The sequence below is a fragment of the Leptothrix mechoopdaensis (SeqCode) genome (genome assembly GCF_053893855.1).
Genome location: NZ_CM132699.1, coordinates 3871248 through 3895064, shown reverse-complemented (window position 1 = coordinate 3895064; position 23817 = coordinate 3871248). Strand labels below are relative to the sequence as shown.

Genomic DNA, 23817 nt, shown 5'->3' with positions numbered 1-23817 from the left:
GAAGCACCCCGCCATGCGAGCCTTCCCCGTCCTGATCGCCAGCGTGGCCGTCGCGCTGCTGGCCGCTGCCAGCCCGGCGCTGCAGGCCCAGACCGACCCGGAGCTGCGCGCCCAGCTCACGCCGCGCCGCTACACCACGCTGGCCGCCGAGATCGGCGCGCGCATCGAGCGCCTGAGCGCCAGCGAAGGCGGCCCGATCCGCGAAGGCGAGGTGCTGGTGCGCTTCGACTGCAGCCTGCAGAAGGCCCAGCAGGACCGCGCCCGCACCGTGCTGGACGTGGCCGAGAAGCAGCTCGCCACGCAGCGCCGGCTGGTCGAGCTGGGGGCCACCGGCCGCCAGGAGCTGGACGCGGCCGAGGCCGAGGTCGGCAAGACCCGCGCCGAGCTGCGCCAGATCGACGTCACGCTCGGCAAGTGCGAGATCACCGCGCCGTTCAATGGCCGTGTCGCCGAGCAGAAGGTCCGCGAGCTGCAGTACGTGCAGCCCGGCCAGGCCCTGCTGGAGGTGATCGACGACGGCGCGCTGGAGCTCGAATTCATCATGCCCTCGCGCTGGCTGCAGGGCGTGAGCGTGGGCAGCACCGTGCGCATCGCGGTCGACGAGACCGGCCGCACCTACCCGGCCCGCGTGCAGCGGCTGGGCGCCCGGGTCGACCCGGTCAGCCAGTCGATCAAGGTCGTCGCCGCGATCGACGGTCGCCATGCCGAGCTGATCGCCGGCATGAGCGGGCGCGTGCTGGTCAACCGCCGCTTGCCGTGAGGCCGCGCTGAGCGCGCCGGACGCACCGGACGCGCCGCCTGCGCGCCGATCCTGAACTCACCTTTCCGCCACGCCCGGGCCTGAAGCGCGCCGGGCAGGGCCAGTCCCCGAACGGGTAGCCACCATGTCGCACCGCCAGTCCTGGAAGAAGCATCACACCGCCGCCGCCCCGCGGGCCTGGTCCCTTGAGGCCCGGCTGATGTTCGATGCCGCCGCCGCCGCCGATCTCGCGCACCGGACGGATGTCGCGACCGACACCCATCTGGTCGAACTGCAGGCGCGCGAGACCACCGATGCCGCCGCCACACGGGACAGCAGCGTGGCCGCACCGGCCGTGGCCGTGGCGCCGACGGCGCACGAGATCGCCTTCATCGACCGCGACCTGGCCGATCTCGACCTGCTGATCGGGGGCGTGCGGCCGGGCGTCGAGGTGGTCCTGCTGGACACCGGTGCCGGCGCCGACCCGTGGGCCCAGATGAGCGACGCGCTGGCGGCGCGGCCGGGCACGACCGCCGTGCACCTGGTCTCGCACGGCAACCAGGGCGAGCTGATCCTGGGCGAGCAGGCCTACACCGCCGCCGACCTGCAGGCCCGCGCCGGCCAGATCGGTGCGTGGCGAGACGTGCTGGCGCCCGGGGCCGACATCCTGATCTACGGTTGCGACATCGCCGCAGGCCGACAGGGCCAGGCGCTGGCCGACACGCTGGCGCGTCTGAGCGGCGCCGACGTGGCCGCCTCGAACGACACGACCGGCGGTGCCGGTCAGGGCGACTGGGCCCTGGAGTACCGGACCGGCGACGTCAGCGCCGCCCATTTCCTGAGCGACACGGCCGAGACCGGCTATGCGAACCGGCTGGCCACCGTCGCGCTCAACGGCAGCGCCGGCTGGGTCCCGGTCATGTTCGGTGCCACCCGCGACCCGCAGGGCGACAGCCAGGCCGGTGCGGCCGACACGGACATCATCGGCGACGCCACCCACGGCTCGCTCTACACCGCCTTCAGCGATGGCGGCACCAACGGCACCGGCGACGACTACCTGTACTTCCGGCTGCGCATCGACAACCCCACCAGCACGAGCAACTTCTCCGGTGTCGCCGTGGTCGGCATGGACGTCGACGGTGACGGCCGGGTCGACCTGTTCATGTCGGTCGACGGTCGCAACAACGGCCAGGCGGTGCGCCTGCTCGACCCGGGCACCGGCGCGAACAACTCGCCGAACACGACCTCGACCGCACCGCTGCCGACCGGCTGGCTGCCCAACAACGGCGTCTATGCCTTCAGCAGCAGCAACTACTCGGTGACGGCGGTGTCGGCCGCGACCGACCCGAACTGGGGCGCCTCGTCGACCGGCCGTTCCGGTGCGACGGCCGACAACCTTACCGGCATCGGCGGCACCGACGTGTTCGTCAGCTGGCGCGTGCCGATCGCCGACCTTGCCGCCGTGCTCGCCAAGCCCTCGCCGGTCGACCGCAACGGCGTCCACGGCCCGCGCGGCGCCACCGGCATCGCCGGCTTCAACAGCAACACGACGGTTTCCTACGTCTCGTTCACGCAGACCCAGAACGGCCCGATCAACGGCGACCTCAACGGCGTCGGCGCCAGCTACGACAAGAACGCGACCTTCGCGCAGCTGGGCGTCTACACCGCGCCGATGACCGCCGCCAACCCCGTGGCGGCCTCGACCGGCCTGACGATCACGGACAACGTCGCCGGCACCGCGCGCGGCGGCCAGGACGTCACCTTCACCTTCACGTTCACCGAGGGCGTCAACGGCTTCGATGCCAGCGACGTCAGCGTGGCCAACGGCACCAAGGGCACCTTCACGGCGGTCGACGCCAGGACCTACACGCTGGTCGTCACGCCGACCCAGGGGTCGGCCGGCGGCGACGTGACGGTCAGCGTCGACTCGGCGGCCGCCACCGGCGTCAGCGGCCTGCCGACGCTGGCCGGTTCGTCCCGCCAGGCCTACGACACGCTGGCCCCGACCGTCACGGTCGGCACGCCGGCGCTGGCGCTGTCGGGCACGCCCACCCTGACGGGCACCACCGACCTGCCCGACGGGGCGCTGGTGACCGTCACGATCGATCCCGACCACGACGCGTCGACGCTCGACACCGTGGTCTACCAGGCGCTGGTCTCGGGTGGCGTCTGGACCCTGAACACGGCCACCGCCGTGCCGACCTCCGGCCGCCTGCCTGCGGCCGGCCTGAACGCCAGCAGCCAGGTCACCGCCACCGCCACCGACGCGGCGGGCAACAGCAGCAGTGCCGTCGAGCTGAACCGCCCGACGGTCGCCAGCCTCAGCACCACCAGCACCGCGCCGACCCTCAGCGGGCGCTGGACCCGGCTGGCCGGCGACAGCCTCAGCGTCAGCGTCAACGGCGCGACCTACCAGCTGACGCCGGCCGGCGATACCTGGAGCCTGGACCTCGCCACCGCGACGCCCAGCAGCGGCACCCTGGGCACCCTCGTGGCGGGCCAGACCTATGCCGTCACCGCCACGGTCACGCGCGGCGGCGTCTCGACCAGCGACACCACCAGCGGCGAGCTGGTCATCACCAGCGCGCCGGTGATCGCGGTCGGCATCGACGGTGGCGATGCCGTCAGCGGCAGCAGCACGCGGCCGACGCTGACCGGCACGTCCAGCTCGGCGGGCGGTTTTGTCATCGTCCGGCTCGACCCGAACAACGACGGCAACCTGTCCGACGCGGTGACCTACTCGGTGACACCCGACGGCGCCGGCAACTGGAGCCTGAACACCGCCAGCGCCACGCCGATCTCGGGCACCGTGCCCAGCGGCGGCTACACCGGAACGGTGGGCGTGCGCGCCACCGACAGCCAGGGCGTCGTGGCCGACACCCAGGTGCTGACGATCAGCACGCCGACCGTGGCGATCGGCACCATCAGCAGCGGCGCGACCACCAACGCCAACGCGATCGTCGGCAACAGCGGCGGCGGCGCCAGCTGGCTCAACCTGACCGAGGTGGCCAACGTCTCGGTGAGCGGCACGGCGACCGGCGGCAGCAGCGTCGACCTCGTCATCTCGGACGCCAACGGCCACCAGGTCACGGTCTCCGGCGTGGCCGTCAGCGCTGGCACCTGGACGGCCAGCGGCGTCAACCTGTCCAGCCTCGACAACAGCACCCTGACGGTCCGCGCGACGCTGGTCGGCACCGACGCGACGGCCACGAACAGCGCCGTCGCCATCGACACCCGGCCGCCGCAGATCTTCAACACCACCGGCAGCGAGATCAAGAAGTCCGCGCCGGTCATCACCGGCAGCAGCGAACTGCCCAACACCGTGTTGACGGTGTCGTTCACCGTTTCCGGCACGACCCAGAACGTCGATGTCACGACCGATGCGAACGGCCGCTGGACCACCGCCGCGCTGCTGAATTCGCCGACCGGCAACCCCAGCACCTCGACGGTCAGCGTCGCCCCCAAGGTGCAGACCACCGATGCGGCCGGCAACATCGTCAAGGCGGTGACGTGGACCCAGACGCTGACCGCCAGCGCGGCCACCAACACGCTGCGCATCGGCACGATCGGCGGTGCCGACAACACCATCACCTACAGCGCGACGCAGGACGAGATCACCGGCGGCGTCACGCTCTCCGGCACGACCACGCTGACCGGCACGCCGACCGTCAACATCACCGTCACGGATGCCAACAGCACGTCGGTCAATCTGACCGCCACCGCCAGCGGCGGCACCTGGACGACCACGATGACAGCGGCCCAGGCGCGCACGCTGGTCAACGGACCGCTGACGGTCACCGCCACGGCGCTGGACGGCGCGATCACGATCCGCGACGCGACCCAGACGCAGCTCTCGCTGGCCAGCCCGACGCTGACCATCACCGATGACGTGCCTGGCACGGCCAGCGCGCCGGTGACCTTCACCTTCACCTTCAGCGAGGCGGTCACCAACTTCTCGGCTGCGGACGTCACCGTCACGGGCGGCACCAAGGGCGCGTTCAGCGGCAGCGGCACGACCTACACGCTGGTGGTGACGCCGACCGCCTCGTCGTCCGGCACGATCTCGCTGACGGTCGCCGACGACCTGCCGGCGTCGCCGGTCAAGGGCACGACGTCCGGCCGCAACGCCGTGCTGGTCAACGCCACCCAGGCCTACGAGACCACCGGCGCTGCAGCGGCGCCGAGCGTCACCGTCAATGCCGACGGACTGGCCAGCAGCTCGACCCCGGTCATCAGCGGCACCACCAGCCTGGCCGCAGGCGCGCCGGTCGTCATCACCATCGACCCGGACAACGATGCCGGCACCGCCAACAGCGTGAGCTACTCGGCCACCGTGCAGAGCGGCGGCACCTGGTCGATCGACCTCTCGACCGCCACGCCCACCAGCGGCAGCCTGCCCGCTGGCGGCCTGCCCAGCTACGCCAAGGTCAGCGCGACCGCGACGAATGCCTACGGCAACAGCACGACCGCCGTGGCGCACGACGCACCGGCCGTCACCGCCAGCACGACCGCCGACTCGACGCCGACCATCAGCGGCACCTGGACCCAGCTGGCCGGCGACACGCTGACCGTCACGGTCGATGGCACCTTGTACACGCCGGTGATCAGCGGCAACACCTGGACCGTCGATGTCGGAACCGTGCTGGCCGACGGCACCCACCAGGTCGTCGCGACGACCACGCGCGGGGCCACCGGCAAGTCCGACGTCACCACCGGTGAACTGGTGATCGACACCACCGCGACGGTCGACATCACCGGCGCGGCCACGGTCGGCCCGATCAGCTCGGCCACGCCGGTCATCGCTGGCACCACCACCGGCCTGGCCGCCGGCACCGTGCTGACGCTCGAACTCGACAGCGACGGCAACGGCAGCTTCGACCTGAGCTACCAGACCACCATCGCGGCCGATGGCAGCTGGTCGGTCGACACGGCCACCGCGATCCCCGTCACCGGCGCCTTGCCTGCCGCCGGGCTGACCGACAGCGTCTCGATGCGTGCCAGCGCCACCGATGCGGTCGGCAACACCGGTACCGACACGCAGACCCTGCTGATCGACACCACGCCGCCGGACATCGCGTGGACCTCCGGCAGCCGCAGCGCCAGCAGCCTGCCGCTGATCCGCGGCACGACCGACCTGCCGGCGGGCAGCACCATCACGCTCGCGATCGACCCGAACAACGACGGCGACTGGAGCGACCAGCAGTCCTACAGCGCGACCGTGCAGGCCGACGGCAGCTGGTCGGTGCAGACGACGGTGGCCTTGTCGGGAACCGTGGGCACCCGCGCCAGCGGCACCGATGCGGCCGGCAACAGCGTGCTCATCAGCCGCGCGCTGACCATCGACCCGAGCACGCCGACGATCGGTGTCGACGCCGTGCCGACCGCCAACAGCGACAGCGTGGCCGATGCCAGCGAGGACGACGCGATCACCCTGGCCGGCAGCACCACGCAACTGGCCGACGGCACCGTCGTCACCGTCACGATCACCGACGGCACGACCACCATCAGCGACACCGCCACCGTCACCGCCGGCCGCTGGAGCCTGCAGCCGCTGAACCTCAGCGGCATGGCCAGCGGGACGATCCGCGTCACGGCGACCGCGCTCGATGCGAACGGCGACGGCTACAGCGCCAGCACCAGCTTCGGCCATGACCGCAGCGCCGTCATCGCGATCGACGGCATCAGCCAGGACACCGGTGCCCTGGCCGACTACGTCACCACCGACACCGATCTCACCATCCAGGGCACGGCCACGCCGGGCGCGGCCGTGACGGTCGTCGTCAAGGACAGCGGCAACGTCACCGTGGCCACCTTCCATGTCAGCGCGGCGGCCGGCACCGGCAGCTGGACGACCGGCCAGACCGGCGTGCTGGCGACCGGCAGCTACACGATCGAGGCCACGGTCAACGCCACCACCGTCAGCCAGGCGCTGCGCATCGTGGCCGCGCCGACCCTGAGCGCCAGCAACCCCGCCGACGACGCCACTGGCGTGGCCGTCGCCAGCGACCTGACACTGACCTTCGACCATGCCGTGCGCGCCGGCAGCGGCCACATCGTCCTCGTGGCCGCGAATGGCACGACCATCGAGGCCTTCGACGTCGCCACCGGACTGGGCGACCACGGCGGCAGCCTGACCTTCAACGGCACCACCGGCGTGACGATCAACCCGGGCAGCGACCTGCTCCAGTCCTCGGGCTACGCGCTGACGATCGACCCCACCGCCGTCGTCGACGCCGACGGCATCGCCTACGCCGGCATCGCCAGCACCACCACGCTCAACTTCACGACCGCCGGCTCCAACACCGCGCCGGTCAACAGCGTGCCGGGTGCCCAATCGGTCGACGAGGACGCCGCGCTCGATTTCCGCGTCGCCAGCGGCAATGCCGTCTCCGTGTCCGATGCGCAGGACAACGTGGCCACGTCGCAGCTGGTCGTCCTGCACGGCAGCCTGACGGTCGACCTGTCCGGCGGCGCGACGGTCAGCGCCGGCGCCAATGGCAGCGCCAGCCTGACCCTCGCCGGCACGACCACGCAGATCAACGATGCCCTCGCAACCTTGCGCTACCAGGGCGATGCCGACTACAGCGGCAGCGACACGCTGACCGTCCTGACGAGCGACAGCGCCGGCACGCCGCTGAGCGACAGCGACACCGTGTCGATCACCGTCAACGCCGTCAACGACGCTCCTGTGCTCGCCAACAGCGCGACGCTCACCTACACCGAGAACCAGGCCGCCACCGCGATCGACACGGCGCTGACGATCAGCGACGCCGACAACGCCAGCCTGACCGGCGCGACGGTGACGATCTCCAGCGGCTACGTCAGCGCAGAAGACACGCTCGCCTTCACCAACCAGAACGGCATCACCGGCAGCTTCAACAGCAGCACCGGCGTGCTGACGCTGAGCGGCACGGCGACGGTCGCGCAGTACCAGGCGGCCTTGCGTTCGGTGACCTACGTCAACGGCTCGGATGCGCCGTCGACCACCAACCGCACCGTCACCTTCCAGGTCGACGATGGCGCGACGCTGAACCATGCGTCGAACACGGTCGACGCGACCGTGACCGTGGCGGCCGTCAACGATGCGCCGGTGGCCGTGGCCGCGAGTGGCTCGACCGACGAGAACACCGTGCTGAACGGGGTTCTGCCGATGGGCAGCGATGTCGACGCGCCGCCGGAGATCCAGGAGACGGGGGCGGTCGACTACACCGTGGGCAACCGCACCTTCTCGTTCTTCGGCGATGGCAGCGCGGAATACGGCGTGGCGATCGGCAGCCCGCCGGGCGGCTTCGCGTCGATCGGCGACATGGCGGCAGCCTTCCAGGCCCACCCGAACTACGGCAACCTGCCCTACACGATCAGCGTCAACACGGCCGGCGACGGCCTGCGCCTGACCTTCAAGCAGGCCGGCAACTACGCCGGCCGGATGATCGAGCGCTGGGGCGACGGCGGCGTGCCGCTGACGACGCTGCGCGAGGGCCAGGACCTGACCTTCGCGGTCAGCACGGGCCTGCCGACCGGCAAGGGCACGCTGACGCTGAACGCCAACGGCAGCTACAGCTTCGACCCGGGCCACGACTTCGACGCGCTGGGCGCGGGGCAGTCCGAGGTCGTGACCTTCCAGTACACCGTGACCGACCCGTCCGGCCTGGCCAGCGCGCCGCAGACGGTGACGCTGACGGTGAACGGCACCAACGACGCCCCCGTGCTCGCCAACACCGCGACGCTCGCCTACACCGAGAACCAGGCCGCTACCGCGATCGACACGGCGCTGACGATCAGCGACGCGGACAACGCCAGCCTGACCGGCGCGACGGTGACGATCTCCAGCGGCTACGTCAGTGGCGAGGACACGCTCGCCTTCACCAACCAGAACGGCATCACCGGCAGCTTCAACAGCAGCACCGGCGTGCTGACGCTGAGCGGCACGGCGACGGTCGCGCAGTACCAGGCGGCCTTGCGTTCGGTGACCTACGTCAACGGCTCGGATGCGCCGTCGACCACCAACCGCACCGTCACCTTCCAGGTCGACGATGGGGCGACGCTGAACCATGCGTCGAACACGGTCGATGCGACCGTGACCGTGGCGGCCGTCAACGATGCGCCGGTGGCCGTGGCCGCGAGTGGCTCGACCGACGAGAACACCGTGCTGAACGGGGTTCTGCCGATGGGCAGCGATGTCGACGCGCCGCCGGAGATCCAGGAGACGGGGGCGGTCGACTACACCGTGGGCAACCGCACCTTCTCGTTCTTCGGCGATGGCAGCGCGGAATACGGCGTGGCGATCGGCAGCCCGCCGGGCGGCTTCGCGTCGATCGGCGACATGGCGGCGGCCTTCCAGGCCCACCCGAACTACGGCAACCTGCCCTACACGATCAGCGTCAACACGGCCGGCGACGGCCTGCGCCTGACCTTCAAGCAGGCCGGCAACTACGCCGGCCGGATGATCGAGCGCTGGGGCGACGGCGGCGTGCCGCTGACGACGCTGCGCGAGGGCCAGGACCTGACCTTCGCGGTCAGCACGGGCCTGCCGACCGGCAAGGGCACGCTGACGCTGAACGCCAACGGCAGCTACAGCTTCGACCCGGGCCACGACTTCGACGCGCTGGGCGCGGGGCAGTCCGAGGTCGTGACCTTCCAGTACACCGTGACCGACCCGTCCGGCCTGGCCAGCGCGCCACAGACGGTGACGCTGACGGTGAACGGCACCAACGACGCCCCCGTGCTCGCCAATAGCGCGACGCTCACCTACACCGAGAACCAGGCCGCCACCGCGATCGACACGGCGCTGACGATCAGCGACGCGGACAACGCCAGCCTGACCGGCGCGACGGTGACGATCTCCAGCGGCTACGTCAGTGGCGAGGACACGCTCGCCTTCACCAACCAGAACGGCATCACCGGCAGCTTCAACAGCAGCACCGGCGTGCTGACGTTGAGCGGCACGGCGACGGTCGCGCAGTACCAGGCGGCCTTGCGTTCGGTGACCTACGTCAACGGCTCGGATGCGCCGTCGACCACCAGCCGCACCGTCACCTTCCAGGTCGACGATGGCGCGACGCTGAACCATGCGTCGAACACGGTCGATGCGACCGTGACCGTGGCGGCCGTCAACAATGCGCCCTCGGGTGCCGACCTCACGGTCTCCCTGCTGCAGAACGGCAGCAGGACCTTCTCGGCCAGCAACTTCACCATCACCGATCCGGACACGGGTGACAGCCTGTCTGCCGTCCGCATCGACAGCCTGCCGCTGGTCGGCAGCCTGACCTTCCAGGGCACGCCGGTCGTCGCCGGCCAGGTCATCGGGGTTGCCGACCTCGGCAGCCTCGTCTATGCGCCGCGGGCCAACGCCCTTGGTACCGGCTACGCGAGCTGGACCTTCAGCGTGCGCGACAGCGCCGGGGCCTACGACGCCGTGCCGAACACGGTCACGGTGGATGTCCTGGCCTTCAACAACGCACCCACGGCCAACGCCGACACCGCGACGACCAACGAGGACACGCCCGTCACGATCGACGTTCTGGCCAACGACACCGACGTCGAAGGCTCGACGCTGACGATCGCCTCGGCCTCGGTCGACCCGTCGCAAGGCACGGTCGCCATCGTCAACGGCCGCATCGTGTTCACGCCGGCCGCGAACTTCAGCGGGACGGCGACGATCAGCTACGTGGCGAACGACGGGACGACCGACAGCGCGCCCGCCACGGCGACGGTGACGGTCAACGCCGTCAATGACGCCCCGGTCGCCAACGCCGACACCGCGACGACCACCGAGGACACGCCCGTCACGATCGACGTTCTGGCCAACGACACCGACGTCGAAGGCTCGACGCTGACGATCGCCTCGGCCTCGGTCGACCCGACGCAAGGCACGGTCGCGATCGTCAACGGCCGCATCGTGTTCACGCCGACCGCAAACTTCAGCGGCACGGCGACGATCAGCTACGTGGCCAACGACGGGACGACCGACAGCGCGACGGGAACGGCGACGGTGACGGTCAACGCCGTCAATGACGCGCCGGTCGCCAACGCCGACACCGCGACGACGAACGAGGACACGCCCGTCACGATCGACGTTCTGGCCAACGACACCGACGTCGAAGGCTCGACGCTGACGATCGCCTCGGCCTCGGTCGATCCGGCGCAAGGCACGGTCGCCATCGTCAACGGCCGCATCGTGTTCACGCCGGCCGCGAACTTCAGCGGGACGGCGACGATCAGCTACGTGGCGAACGACGGGACCACCGACAGCGCGCCCGCCACGGCGACGGTGACGGTCAACGCCGTCAACGACGCGCCGGTCGCCAACGCCGACACCGCAACGACCAACGAGGACACGCCCGTCACGATCGACGTTCTGGCCAACGACACCGACGTCGAAGGCTCGACGCTGACGATCGCCTCGGCCTCGGTCGACCCGGCGCAAGGCACGGTTGCCATCGTCAACGGCCGCATCGTGTTCACGCCGGCCGCGAACTTCAGCGGGACGGCGACGATCAGCTACGTGGCGAACGACGGGACGACCGACAGCGCGCCCGCCACGGCGACGGTGACGGTCAACGCCGTCAATGACGCCCCGGTCGCCAACGCCGACACCGCGACGACCACCGAGGACACGCCCGTCACGATCGACGTTCTGGCCAACGACACCGACGTCGAAGGCTCGACGCTGACGATCGCCTCGGCCTCGGTCGACCCGACGCAAGGCACGGTCGCGATCGTCAACGGCCGCATCGTGTTCACGCCGACCGCAAACTTCAGCGGCACGGCGACGATCAGCTACGTGGCCAACGACGGGACGACCGACAGCGCGACGGGAACGGCGACGGTGACGGTCAACGCCGTCAATGACGCGCCGGTCGCCAACGCCGACACCGCGACGACGAACGAGGACACGCCCGTCACGATCGACGTTCTGGCCAACGACACCGACGTCGAAGGCTCGACGCTGACGATCGCCTCGGCCTCGGTCGACCCGACGCAAGGCACGGTCGCGATCGTCAACGGCCGCATCGTGTTCACGCCGGCCGCGAACTTCAGCGGGACGGCGACGATCAGCTACGTGGCGAACGACGGGACGACCGACAGCGCGCCCGCCACGGCGACGGTGACGGTCAACGCCGTCAATGACGCGCCGGTCGCCAACGCCGACACCGCGACGACCACCGAGGACACGCCCGTCACGATCGACGTTCTGGCCAACGACACCGACGTCGAAGGCTCGACGCTGACGATCGCCTCGGCCTCGGTCGACCCGACGCAAGGCACGGTCGCGATCGTCAACGGCCGCATCGTGTTCACGCCGACCGCAAACTTCAGCGGGACGGCGACGATCAGCTACGTGGCGAACGACGGGACGACCGACAGCGCGCCCGCCACGGCGACGGTGACGGTCAACGCCGTCAATGACGCGCCGGTCGCCAACGCCGACACCGCGACGACGAACGAGGACACGCCCGTCACGATCGACGTTCTGGCCAACGACACCGACGTCGAAGGCTCGACGCTGACGATCGCCTCGGCCTCGGTCGATCCGGCGCAAGGCACGGTTGCCATCGTCAACGGCCGCATCCTGTTCACGCCGGCCGCGAACTTCAGCGGGACGGCGACGATCAGCTACGTGGCGAACGACGGGACGACCGACAGCGCGACGGGAACGGCGACGGTGACGGTCGTGGCCGCAACGCCGGTGCCGCCCGCACCCGAGCCGACGCCTGAGCCGACGCCTGATCCGGTCGTGGTCGTGGCGCCGCCTGTCGTGGTGCCGGCGCCGCGCGTGGTGGAAGCCGCACCGGTCGCGGCGCCGGCTGCAGCGCCGGTCACGGCCGAGCAGCCGGCCTTCGACTCGGCCTTGCGCCCGGCCGATGGTGGCGGGCTGGGCGACGTCCGGCCGCCGGTGGCGCCGAGCCCGGCGGTGCCCGCCGACACGCCGCGTGCCGCCCCTGTGCGTGATGCCGCCGACGGCGACATCTACACCCGGCCGAGCGGCTTCCAGATCATGGTGACGCCGTCGAGCGAGCCCAACCTGAAGTTGTTCCGTGGCGTCGACGACCAGATCGTCCCGATGAACCGGCTGCTGGTCGTGCAGGTGCCGCCCGATGCCTTCGTGCACACCGTCATCACCGAGACGGTGACGCTGTCGGCGACGCGGGCCGATGGCTCGCCGCTGCCGTCCTGGCTGAGCTTCGACGGCCGCTCCGGCAAGCTGATCGGCGAGCCGCCGGCCGGACAGCTGCAGGACCTGGCGATCCGCGTCACCGCGCGCGACTCGCAGGGCCGCGAGGCGTCGACGATGTTCCGGATCAAGGTGAGCGATTCGGCGCTGATCCGTCCGACCTCGCGCGCCAGCTTCGGTCAGCAGCTGGCCCGTGGCGAGGCGCTGGTGCTGCAGCCGGGCCAGCGTCAATGGCATCTGCAGGGACGCGGGTTGCCGATGCGGCGGGGTTGACCGGTTCGATTTCGGGCCGTTTCCGGTGCGATATCCGGCCGCTGCCCGATCGATCCGGGGGCTAACGTCCGGTCGAGATGACCCCAGACGCCCCCACCCAACTCGCTCTCCTGCAGGCCCTGCGCGCCGCCGCCACCCCGGCCGAGCGGCGCTTCGTGCTGCTCAACCGCAGCCGCGAGGTGCTGCCCTATCACGCGGCCGTGCTGTGGCAGGCGGCGACCGACCTGTTCGAACACTCGGGCGTCAGCAGCATCGATCGGCACGGCCCGTATGCCTTGTGGCTGAAGAAGCTGCTGCTCGCGCTGGAAGGCCGTCCGCCCGGTCCCGTCGAGCTGCCTGAGCTGGCCGGCGACCTGGCCGGGGAGGGCGCCGACTGGTGGCCGCCGCACCTGCTGTGGCTGCCGGGTGCGACTGCCGACGAGGCCGCGCTGCTGCTGGTCCGCGAAGTGCCGTGGACCCAGGACGAGATCGACGGCCTGGCGCACTGGGCCGGGCTGTGGCGGCTGAACGAGCGGGCGGCCGGTGCATCGCGGCGACGTTTCGTCGACCCGGGTGCGCTGTGGGCGGCCTGGCGCCGTCCATCGGCCTCGGGCGGATGGCGAGGCTGGCTGCGGCCCGGGCGCTGGCTGCTGCTGGCGCTGGTCGGCCTGGCCTTCCTGCCGGTGCCGATGACGCTGCGGGCGCCCGGCGAGCTGGTGCCGCGCGAGCCCACCGTCGTTCGCGCCGCGATGGAAGGCACCTTGCGCCGCCTGCTGGTCGAGCCGAACCAGGTCGTGCAGGCCGGTCAGGTGCTGGCCGAGTTCGATGACGAGGCCCGCGCCAGCCGCCTGCAGGTTGCCCGACAGGCCGTTGCCACGGCGGCGGCCGAGTGGCGCCAGCTGAACCAGCAGGCGCTCGCCGATGCACGCGCCAAGGCGCAGCTGCCGGCGGCGCAGGGCAAGCTGGGGCAGGCGCAGACCGAACTGAAGTACCTCGAACAGCAGATGCAGCGCGTCAGCCTGGTCGCGCCGCACGACGGTGTCGTGCTGATCGACGACCCGGGCAGCTGGGCCGGCCGCAACCTGCAGGCCGGCGAGGCGGTGATGCGTCTGGCGCAGCCGCGTGACCAGGAGCTGGAGGCCTGGCTGGCCGTCGGCGACGCGATCGATCTGGCGCCCGGCGCCGCCATGGCGCTGCATCTGGCGAGCCGGCCGGGTGAACCGGTGCTGGGCCGTCTGCGGCTCTATGCCTACGAGGCCGAACACCGGCCGGACGGCACGCTGGCCTATCGCCTGCGCGGCACGCTCGACGACGCTGCCAGCGAACGCCTGGGCGCACGCGGCACCGTGCGCATCAGCGGGCCACGCGCACCGCTGGCCTACGTGATGCTGCGCCGGCCGCTGGCCGCGCTGCGTGAACTGACCGGGTGGTGAACATGGGCACGGACACGCTCGCCTTGTCGATCCCCGTCGCGGCGCCTGCGCCGGACGCCGCCTCGCCGCTGGTCTGGCCCGCGCTGCGCGACGACCTGCTGCTGCACCACGGTCCGGCCTTGCCGGACGGCCAGCCGAGCTGGACGCTGCAGGATCCCGTGCGGCACCGCTTCATCCGCCTGGACTGGCTCAGCCACGAGGTGCTGCGGCGCTGGTGGCTGGCCGATCCGGGCCTGATCGCCGAGCAGATCAACCAGCAGACGACGCTGGCGGTCGAGCCCGAACACGTCGTCCAGGTGCTGACCTGGGCGGTGCGCGAGGAACTCGTGCTGCCATCGGCGCCGCCGCGTGTCCCCCAGGCCACGGGCGGGCTGCAGGCGCTGGCGACCTGGCTGCTGCACCACTACCTGTTCTTCCGCGTGCCGCTGTTCAACCCCGACCGCCTGCTGACCGGGCTGCTGCCGATGCTGGCGTGGCTGGGCTCGCCGGCCTTCGGCCGCCTGACGCTGCTGGTGCTGGCCGCCGGCCTGGCCGGGCTGGCCAGCCATGCCGGCGAGCTGCAGGCGCAGTGGCTGGACCTGCTGTCGTGGCAGGGCCTGGCGCTCTACGGCCTGACGCTGGCGCTGGTGAAGGTGGCGCACGAGTTCGGCCATGCGCTGGTCGCCAAGCACCACGGGCTGCGTGTGCCGACGATGGGCGCGGCCTTCATGGTGATGTGGCCGGTCGCCTACACCGACACCAGCGAGGCCTGGCGCCTGCCCGACGCCCGCGCCCGCCTGGCCATCGCCGCCGCAGGCGTGCGCACCGAGCTGACGCTGGCCGCGTGGGCCACGCTGGCCTGGGTGCTGCTGCCCGACGGCCCGGCGCGCACGGCCGCCTTCATCGTCGCGACGATGACGTGGGTCAGCTCGTTGCTGGTCAACCTCAGCCCCTTCATGCGTTTCGACGGCTACTTCCTGCTGTGCGACCTGCTCGACCTGCCCAACCTGCACGAGCGCAGCTTCGCGCTGGCGCGCTGGCAGCTGCGCCGCACGCTGCTGGGCTGGCAGGCCGCCGCGCCCGAGGACTTCCCGCCGCCGCGCCGCCGTGCGCTGATCGCCTTCGCCTGGGCGACCTGGGCCTACCGGCTGGTGCTCTATGCCGGCATCGCGTGGATGGTCTACCACTTCGGTTTCCCGGCCCTGGGCCTGCTGCTGTTCGCGGTCGAACTGGGCTGGTTCATCGCCGCGCCGATCCGCCGCGAGCTGTCGACCTGGGTGCGGGGCTGGGCGCGCTGGCGGTCGTCCTGGCGCTGGCGTCTGGGCCTGCTGCTGCTGATCACCGGCGGAGGCCTGGCCGCCTGGCCGTGGCCGGTGCGCGAGACCGCTGCCGCCGTGCTGCAGCCGGCGCAGGAACTGGCCGTGCGGCTGCCCGCAGCGGTCACGCTGCAGGCCTTCCCGCTGCAGCTCGGTGACCACGTCCGGCGCGGCACGCCGCTGCTGGAGGTCGATGCCCCGGCGCTGCAGCAGCGCCTGGCGGCCGCGCAGGTCCGGCTGCAACAGCTGGAGCGGCAGGTCGCGGTGGCCAGCCTGGGCGGCGAACAGCAGGGCCAGTGGCAGACGCTGCAGGCCGGTCTGGCGTCGGCCCGCGACGAGGCCGCCGCGCTGCGGCTGGAACTCGCGCAGCTGCAGCCGCTGGCGCCATTCGACGGCGTGGTGGTCGAGCGCGATGCCGGCTTGCGACCGGGCATGGTCGTCGGTCCGCAACAGACCGTGATGCGGCTGGCTGGCGTCGGACCGGGCCGGGTCGTGGCCTACGTGTCGGCGTATGCCGCCGCACACCTGCAGCCCGGTACGGCCGCCGGCTTCGTCGCCGATGCCGAACCGCTGCGGCGCTGGCCGGCGCGCGTGATCAGCGTCGCGCCGCACGCGGCCAGCGTGCTGGCCGAGCCGATGCTGGCGCGTGCCCACGGCGGACCGATCGAGGCGCGCGAGCAGTCCGGCCGCTGGCTGCCGACGCAGCCGCTCTACCGCGTCGAGCTGGCGCTGGAGGCCGATCCCGGCCTGGGCCCGCGCCACTGGCGGGGTCACCTGGTCGTCGACCTGCCGGGCCGGCGACCGTGGGAACAGGCCTGGCACGGCCTGTCGGAGGTGCTGGCGCGCGAGGTCGGGTTCTGACGGGCGCGTGATCGGGCGGGTCGCGCTTATCGTCGCGGACCTTGCCGCACCGAACGCCGACATGACACCGCCCGACCGTCCCGACGCCGCCGCCGATCCATCCCTGCGCCTGGACGACCCGGAGCTGTTCGACCAGTCCCGCACCCTGATCTCGACCCGTCGCAACACCTCGCCGCGGCGGCTGAAGGCGCCCGGGCCGGATGCGGTCCAGCTGCGGACCTTGCTGGCACTGGCCGCCGATGCGCCCGACCACGCCGAGCTGACGCCCTGGCGCTTCGTGCTGGTGCCTGCCGCGCAGCGCGGGCGGCTGGCCGAGGCCTTCGCGCAGGCGCTGCTGGAACGCGATCCGCAGGCCACGCCGGCCCAGCTGGCCGATGCCCGCGACAAGGCCCATCGCGGTCCCGTGCTGCTGCTGGCCATCGCCCGGCTCGGGCCGATCTGGCGCGACGGCGCGGAGGTGACCGACATCCCCGCCGCCGAGCGGCTGGTGTCGCTCGGCGCCGCGATCCAGAACCTGCTGCTGGGCGCCCACGCGATGGCCTACGGCAGTGGCCTGACGAGTGGCCGGGCGATGGACTCGGCACCGCTGCGGGCGCTGTTCGGGCTGGCCGAGGGCGAACAGGCGGTCTGCTGCATCAACCTGGGCACCGCCGGTCCGGCCCGCGCTCGGGCCCGGCCGCGGCCATTGCCGGAAGCCTTCGTCAGCGTGCTCGGCGACGACGGCCCGCCGACCGCGCTCAGCCCGCCGCCGGCACCGTGGCCGTCGCCATGACCACACGCGACTTGCCCTCGCGCTTGGCGGCATAGAGCGCGCGGTCGGCCCGCTCGACCAGCGCGGCCGGCACGACCGCCTCGTCGGGGCCGGTCACCGCCACGCCGATGCTGACCGACACGCGCGGCTCGACGTCGTCATAGGGCGCCGACAGCGCCACCAGCAGGCGCTGCGCGGTCAGCCGGGCCTGTTCCGCGCTGGCCGGCGCGAGCAGCACCAGGAACTCGTCGCCGCCGATGCGCGCGGCGATGTCGACCGCCCGCAGCGTGCGCGTGATGCGCGCGGCGACGGCCTGCAGCAGCCGGTCACCGGCCGGATGGCCATGCCGGTCGTTGACCGCCTTGAAGCCGTCCAGGTCGAGCGCCAGCACCGCCAGCGTGCCGCCGTTGCGGGCCAGGTCGTCGGCATGGTGGACCAGCATCTCGTCGAACAGCAGCCGGTTGCTCAGCCCGGTCAGCGGGTCGTGATGGGCCAGGTGCCGGGCGTTGTCCAGGATGTTGGCGGCCTGCAGGATGGCCGCGCCGACCGCGTCGGCCTCGATCAGCTGCAGCGGCGGCAGCGTGACCGGCTGGCCGCGCCCGAGCGCCAGCGCCGCGTCGTTCAGGCCGCGCACCGCTTGCGTCACGCGGCCGGTCAGCCGCAGCGCCAGCCACAGGCCCAGCAGCACCGCGACCGTCAGCCCGGCGCAGGTCCAGCCGATCAGCCGCAGCAGCTGCGACTCCAGCACCGAACGCGGCGCGCCGATGGCGACCGTCCAGTTCGACAGGCGCGAGCGCGCGTAGCTGCTGACGACCGGGATGCCGTCCTTGCTCAGGGTCTCGACGCTGCGCGGGCCGCCGCCGCGGATCTGCGCGACCACCGCCGGCACCGCCTTCTGACCGACGAACTTGTCGGCATCGCGGCTGCGCGCCACCAGCGTGCCGCTGCTGTCGAGGATCGCGGCGACCCAGCCCGGCGGCAGCGGCCGGCTCTTCAGGATGTTGCCGATGCGGTCGGGCGACAGGCCGATGTTGAGGCTGTAGACCACCTCGCCGTTGCGCCGCACCGGCACGCCTGCGGCGATCACCGGCCGCTTCGTGACCGGGCCGATGAACAGGTCGGTGACGACGGTCGAGCCGTCCTCGAACACCCGGGCCAGGGCGGGCGGCGTGCCGGCCGTCGGCAGCGGCTCGCCCCAGGGCTTCAGCGTGTTCATGCGCTGGCGGCCCTGGCGGTCGGTGATCAGGAAGTTGTTGACGATCTGCGAGCCGAGCGCGTCGCTGGCGCGGCGGTGGAAGGTCGCGAAATCGTCGCGCTGCAGCTCGGGCGCGCTGGCCAGCACCCGCATGCCGGAGGTCATGGCCGCCAGTTCGCTGTCGAGCTCGGCGGCCAGGTGGTCGGCCATCAGCACCGAATCGGCGTAGATGCGATCACGTTCGAGCCAGTAGTTGGACCAGACCAGCGCGGCCGACACCAGCGCCGCCGGCAGCACGCACAGCGCCACCAGGGTGAACAGGCTGGCCCGCAGGGACAGGCGCAGCGGCCCTGCATTCGACTTCTGGGCGGGATCGGCGGTCACGGGGTCCTCGGGCGGTACTCTGCTGCGGGGTACCCGGTCGAGTGTGGCACCGGCTCGCCGGCTTGGGTTGACCGCGTCGGTGCGCTGTCGCACCGGGACGCGCCACTAACGCGGTTCAGTCGACGCCGGGTGTGCAGTTGTCCCGCCCGATGCGGCCAGGTCGGCCAGGCAGTCCAGGCACAGGCAGCCGGTCCAGCGGGCCCGCAGCTGCGCCAGCGTGGCGGCGTCCAGCGTGATCCGGGTGCAGGCGCAGGGGCCCGGGTCGTCGATGCCGCAACGGAACGGACCGCCGCAGCGCGGGCAACGGTCGGGCAGGGGTTGGAGGGGCAGGTTGGCGGTCATGGTCGACGTGTCATCTGTGAGCAGGTGTAGCCCTCAGCTTCGATTCAGATGGGTTTCAGTCCCATTTTTCCGGTTCGGGACCGGCGTTTTTCGAGGTCGAGGGCCGAAACATCGGGGTTTGTAACCCGATACCGTCGCAGCATTTGCTTACGGGACCCGTTGGGTGCGGCCCGACCATGCGGTCCATGTCGCCGCGGGCCTGTCCGCCTCGTCGACCCAGCGCCGATCGACCGAGGTGCAGTGAGCGCCAGGTTCAGTCGATCAGCGGTGGGCGGCGGGGCCGGCAGCGTCCCGACCGGCGCGATCTCCAGGCGGTGCCGGTTCCGGCGTCCTTCTCCGCCTTCTCCCCTGTCTTCTTCCTCGTCTTCCCTTCGGTTACACGCGACTGCGCCGGTCCAGCCGCGCTAATCTCGACGCTTTCACATCCGGCAGTCGCCAGGGAGCGCCACGATGTCCGCCACGCAGGTTTCGATCGTCCTGACCTTCACCCACGAGGACCAGGCCTGGGTCCGACGCAACGACGTGCGGGTGCCGCGCTTCTGGGACGGCCACGCCACCCAGCCGCTGTGCGGCGACGTGCTGCGCATCGGCGGGCGCCAGTTCCAGGTCACCGCCCGGGTCTGGGAGAACGACACCCAGGGCCCGCGGCTGCGGCTCTACCTGAGCTCCGGCCACGCCGACAGCGACACCAACTTCCAGAGCCTCGCCTGAGCGACAGGGTCGACCGATGCGCGTCCGGCTGCCTCCGCTGGGTCGGCCGCTGCTGGCCGGGCTGGCCCTGGCGCTGCTGGTGTCGACGCTGCTGCTGCTGCGTGACCGGGCTGACCAGCGCGACGCCTTCGAGACCCAGGCCCGCATCGCCCACCGGCTGCTGAGCCAGCAGGCGGTGCAGCACGAGGCCATCCTCGGCACGCTGGTGCTGCTGCAGGCGGGCGCCGAGCCGCATGCCGAACGTCGCCTGCCGGCGCTGTTCGGGCAGATCCTCTCGATCGACCGCCGCACCGCTGGCGAGACCTGGCCCGATCCGGCCTGGGCCGAGGCCGAGGCCCGCGCGCGCCGCTCCGGACATGCCGAGCTGGTGACGCCGACGCCCGATGCCTTCGGCCGCGACGGCCACTTCCGCATCGTCCAGCCCGGAGGTGCGAGCGCCTGGGCGCTGCTGATCGACCTGGCGCGGATGGTGCCGCGCGCCGAATGGCCCGAGCGGGTCGGCAACAGCCCGGACGCGCCGCCGCTGCGCATGGCGCTGCAGGTCGACGGCGGACCGGCCTGGCGCCTGCCACTGCCGCCCGGCAGCGAGGGCCGCGCGGCCGTGTCGGGCGGCTGGTCGTTCGAGTTCCACAAGCATCTGGCCGCCGCCAGCCAGCCCTTCGACCTGGTCGTGCGCTGGGACAGCGGCTGGTCCGGCTGGCCCTGGGGCAGCCTGGCGCTGGCCTGGGTGCTGTGCCTGGGTGGCGTGCTCGGCCTGTGGCAGCTGCGGCGCGACTGGCAGGCCCAGGCCGAACGCCAGCGCCGCGCCGAGGCCCAGCTGCGCTTCGGCCAGGTCGCGCGCCTGAACGCGCTGGGCGAGCTGGCCGCCGGCATCGCCCATGAGCTGAACCAGCCGCTGACGGCCGTGCTGGCCAGCACGCAGGCGGCCAGCCGGCTGCTGGCCGAGGATCCGCCCGAGCTCGACGACGCCCGCGGCGCGATGCAGCAGGCGGTCCGCCAGGCCCGCCGCGCCAGCGAGGTGCTGCAACGGCTGCGCGCGCTGGTGCGGCCCGGCGCCGAGGGCCCGGTCGCCGACGAGCCCGCCGCCGTCGCGCTGGCCCCGGCGGTGCGCCATGCCCTCGACCTGCTGGCCGCCGAGCTGGCCCGGCTGGCGGTGCAGCCGTCGCTGGCCCTGCCCGACGCGCTGGCGGTGCAGGCCGACGCGGTGACGCTCGAACAGATCCTGCACAACCTGCTGAGCAACGCGCTGCAGGCGCTGGTGCAGGTGCCGCCGGCCGAACGCCGGCTGGTGATCACCGCCCATGCCCGCGGGCCGGACGCGATCGAGCTGCGCGTCACCGACCACGGCCTGGGCGTGCCCGAGGCCCAGCGCGCGCAGCTGTTCGAACCCTTCTTCACGACCCGCGACGGCGGCCTGGGCCTGGGCCTGAGCCTGTGCGAGACGCTGGCCGCCAGCGCCGGCGGCAGCCTGCACTTCGAGCCGGCCGAGCCGCGCGGCGCCGTCTTCGTGCTGCGCCTGCCGGCGGCGGTGCAGACGGCGGTGCGGCGTTCGGCGACCTCATGACGCCCCCATGACCGCCACCCCGATGCCCAGCACCACCCCGCTGATCCACCTGGTCGACGACGACGAGGCGGTGCGCGACAGCCTCGCGCTGCTGATCGGCACGGTCGGCCTGCGGGTCACGACCTGGGCCGATCCGCTCGTGTTCATCGAGCGTTTCGACCGCGACGCGATCGGCGCGATCGTGCTGGACGTGCGCATGCCCGGCCTTGGCGGGCTGGCGCTGCTGGACCGGCTGCGCGACGAGCGCGTCGACCAGCCGGTCGTCATGCTGACCGGCCACGGCACGGTCGAGCTGTGCCGGCGCGCCTTCAAGTCGGGCGCGGCCGAGTTCCTGGAGAAGCCGGTCGACGACGAGCTGCTGATCGAGACGCTGCAGCAGGCCGTGCGCGCCCACGTCCACGCCCGCCAGCGCCACCAGGCCGACCGCCAGGCCCGCGAGCGCCACGCCCAGCTCAGCGAGCGCGAACGCGAGGTGCTCGGCCTGATCGTCGCCGGCCTGACCAACAAGGAAGCCGGCCGCGCACTGAACCTGTCGCCCCGCACCGTCGAGACCCACCGCGCCAACCTCTTCGCCAAGCTCGGCGCCGACTCGCTCGCCGCCTTGATCCGCCAGTACGCCGCGCTGGTCGACGAGGACCTGGCCCGCCCCCGATAGACGCCCCCTCCGACGCCCCCTCCAACGCCCCTCCAACGCCCCTCCAACGCCCCTCCAACGCCCCTCCAACGCCCCTTTCCGTACTTCTACGGACCCCCGCCCGTAACCCGCCGAATGGCCGCCGCCGACCCCCATTCCTACAGTTCACCGCATGGCCTCACCCCGAGCGCCAGGCCCACGCAACCGAAGGAATCCGCCCCATGTCGACGCCGACCCGCCACCTGATCTCCGCCACCTTGCTGACCGGCTGCGCCACGCTGCTGGCCTTCGCCGCCCCGACGAGCGCCGAGGCGCGCCAGGGCGGCAACGCCGTGCGCGTCGAACGCAACATGAGCCTGTCGCTGGCCAATGAACTGGCCGCCACGGCGGTCGCCAGCTGCCAGGCCGCCGGCTACGCCGTCACCGCCACGGTGGTCGACCGCGCCGGCACCGTGCGGGCGGTCCAGCGGGCTGACAACGCCGGCCCGCACACGCTCGACGCCAGCCGCCTGAAGGCCTGGACCTCGGCCTCGGCCAAGAACACCACGCTGGCGATGATGCAGACCGCGCAGACCAACCCGGCCGCCGCCAACCTGGTCCACATCCCCGGCTACCTGCTGCTCGGCGGCGGTGTGCCGGTCAAGTCCGGCGACGAGGTCATCGGCGCGATCGGCGTCGGCGGCGCGCCCGGTGGCCAGCTGGACGAGCAGTGCGCCAAGGCCGCGCTCGACCACGTCGCGGACGACCTCAAGTGAGCCGCGCCCGCCGTGCCGGGACCGCCGTGGCGGCCGGCCTGCTGGTGATGCTGGGGGCGCTGGTCGGCACCGGCGCCTCGGCCCAGGTCGCGCCCGATGCGGCCACCGTCGCCGGCTACGCCCGCGAGCCGCGCCTGAAGCTGCACGACGCCGCGCAGCGCGGCGACCTGCCGGCCCTGCGGGCGCTGCTGGCCGGTGCGGACGCAACGGCCCTGCTGAAGGCGCGAGACGCCCGCGGCCGCACCGCCCTGCACGTGGCCGCCCACGCCGGCCAGCGCGAGGCGATCGAGGCGCTGGTGCGCGCCGGCATCGACCGCGACGCGCTGGAGGACGACCGCTACGACGCCGTCACCATCGCCGCCGTCGCCGACGACGAGGCGACGCTGCGCACGCTGCTGTCGCTCGGCGCGAGCGCCCGCCAGGTCACCAGCCGCTACGACGGCACCGCGCTGATCGCGGCGGCGCACCTCGGCCACGACGGCGTCGTGCGCCAGCTGATCGCCGCCGGCGCCCCGCTCGACCACGTCAACAACCTGCACTGGACCGCGCTGATCGAGGCCGTCGTGCTGGGCAACGGCGGCCCCCGCCACCAGGCCGTCGTCCGCGCCCTGCTCGACGCCGGCGCCCGCCGCGACCTGACCGACCGCGACGGCCGCACGCCACTGGTGCTGGCGCGGGAGCGGGGGTTTGCGGAGATGGTGGGGATGCTGGGGCGGTGATGGGGGC

12 protein-coding genes are annotated in these 23817 nt (G+C 72.3%); 10 read left to right on the top strand and 2 right to left on the bottom strand.

The genetic code is table 11. From position 1 onward, the window contains the following. The first annotated feature begins 13 nt into the window (after positions 1-13). The 5 genes from ACWA7K_RS16850 to ACWA7K_RS16830 all read left to right on the top strand — a co-directional run bounded on the left by ACWA7K_RS16850 (position 14) and on the right by ACWA7K_RS16830 (position 17527). Complete coding sequence (locus ACWA7K_RS16850; RefSeq protein ID WP_456162556.1) at positions 14-760, top strand: efflux RND transporter periplasmic adaptor subunit; 747 nt, start codon at positions 14-16, stop codon at positions 758-760. Positions 761-884: 124 nt separating this feature from the next. Continuing rightward, entirely contained in the window at positions 885-13187 is a 12303-nt protein-coding gene (locus ACWA7K_RS16845; RefSeq protein ID WP_456210202.1) for a tandem-95 repeat protein, read from the top strand. 77 nt (positions 13188-13264) lie between these two features. Continuing rightward, positions 13265-14599, top strand: a complete 1335-nt coding sequence (locus ACWA7K_RS16840; protein WP_456162554.1) for an efflux RND transporter periplasmic adaptor subunit — start codon at positions 13265-13267, stop codon at positions 14597-14599. 2 nt (positions 14600-14601) lie between these two features. Then, positions 14602-16755 (top strand): efflux RND transporter periplasmic adaptor subunit, encoded by a 2154-nt coding sequence (locus tag ACWA7K_RS16835; protein WP_456168848.1) that lies wholly within the window; start codon positions 14602-14604, stop codon positions 16753-16755. A gap of 61 nt (positions 16756-16816) precedes the next feature. Next, positions 16817-17527, top strand: coding sequence for a nitroreductase family protein (locus ACWA7K_RS16830; RefSeq protein ID WP_456162553.1), 711 nt, complete (start codon positions 16817-16819; stop codon positions 17525-17527). On the opposite strand, the gene ACWA7K_RS16825 is transcribed toward ACWA7K_RS16830, so the two are convergent. Then, positions 17493-19085, bottom strand: coding sequence for a diguanylate cyclase (locus ACWA7K_RS16825; RefSeq protein ID WP_456162552.1), 1593 nt, complete (start codon positions 19083-19085; stop codon positions 17493-17495). The two genes, ACWA7K_RS16830 and ACWA7K_RS16825, sit on opposite strands and share 35 nt — an antisense overlap. A 105-nt stretch (positions 19086-19190) precedes the next feature. Beyond that, entirely contained in the window at positions 19191-19427 is a 237-nt protein-coding gene (locus ACWA7K_RS16820; protein ID WP_456162551.1) for a cysteine-rich CWC family protein, read from the bottom strand. 450 nt (positions 19428-19877) lie between these two features. Between ACWA7K_RS16820 and ACWA7K_RS16815 the strand changes: the two genes are divergently transcribed. From ACWA7K_RS16815 to ACWA7K_RS16795, 5 genes are all read left to right on the top strand, one after another. Beyond that, positions 19878-20138, top strand: coding sequence for a hypothetical protein (locus ACWA7K_RS16815; protein ID WP_456162550.1), 261 nt, complete (start codon positions 19878-19880; stop codon positions 20136-20138). Positions 20139-20154: 16 nt separating this feature from the next. Continuing rightward, positions 20155-21702: a sensor histidine kinase gene (locus ACWA7K_RS16810; RefSeq protein WP_456162549.1), complete on the top strand. Its 1548-nt coding sequence runs from the start codon at positions 20155-20157 to the stop codon at positions 21700-21702. 7 nt (positions 21703-21709) lie between these two features. After that, a complete protein-coding gene (locus ACWA7K_RS16805; RefSeq protein ID WP_456162548.1) occupies positions 21710-22357 on the top strand; it encodes a response regulator transcription factor in 648 nt (215 codons plus the stop codon). A gap of 200 nt (positions 22358-22557) precedes the next feature. Beyond that, on the top strand, positions 22558-23091 hold the full coding sequence (locus ACWA7K_RS16800) for a GlcG/HbpS family heme-binding protein (protein ID WP_456162547.1): 534 nt from the start codon (positions 22558-22560) through the stop codon (positions 23089-23091). Positions 23092-23138: 47 nt separating this feature from the next. Next, a complete protein-coding gene (locus tag ACWA7K_RS16795) occupies positions 23139-23810 on the top strand; it encodes an ankyrin repeat domain-containing protein (protein WP_456168846.1) in 672 nt (223 codons plus the stop codon). Positions 23811-23817: the final 7 nt, after the last annotated feature.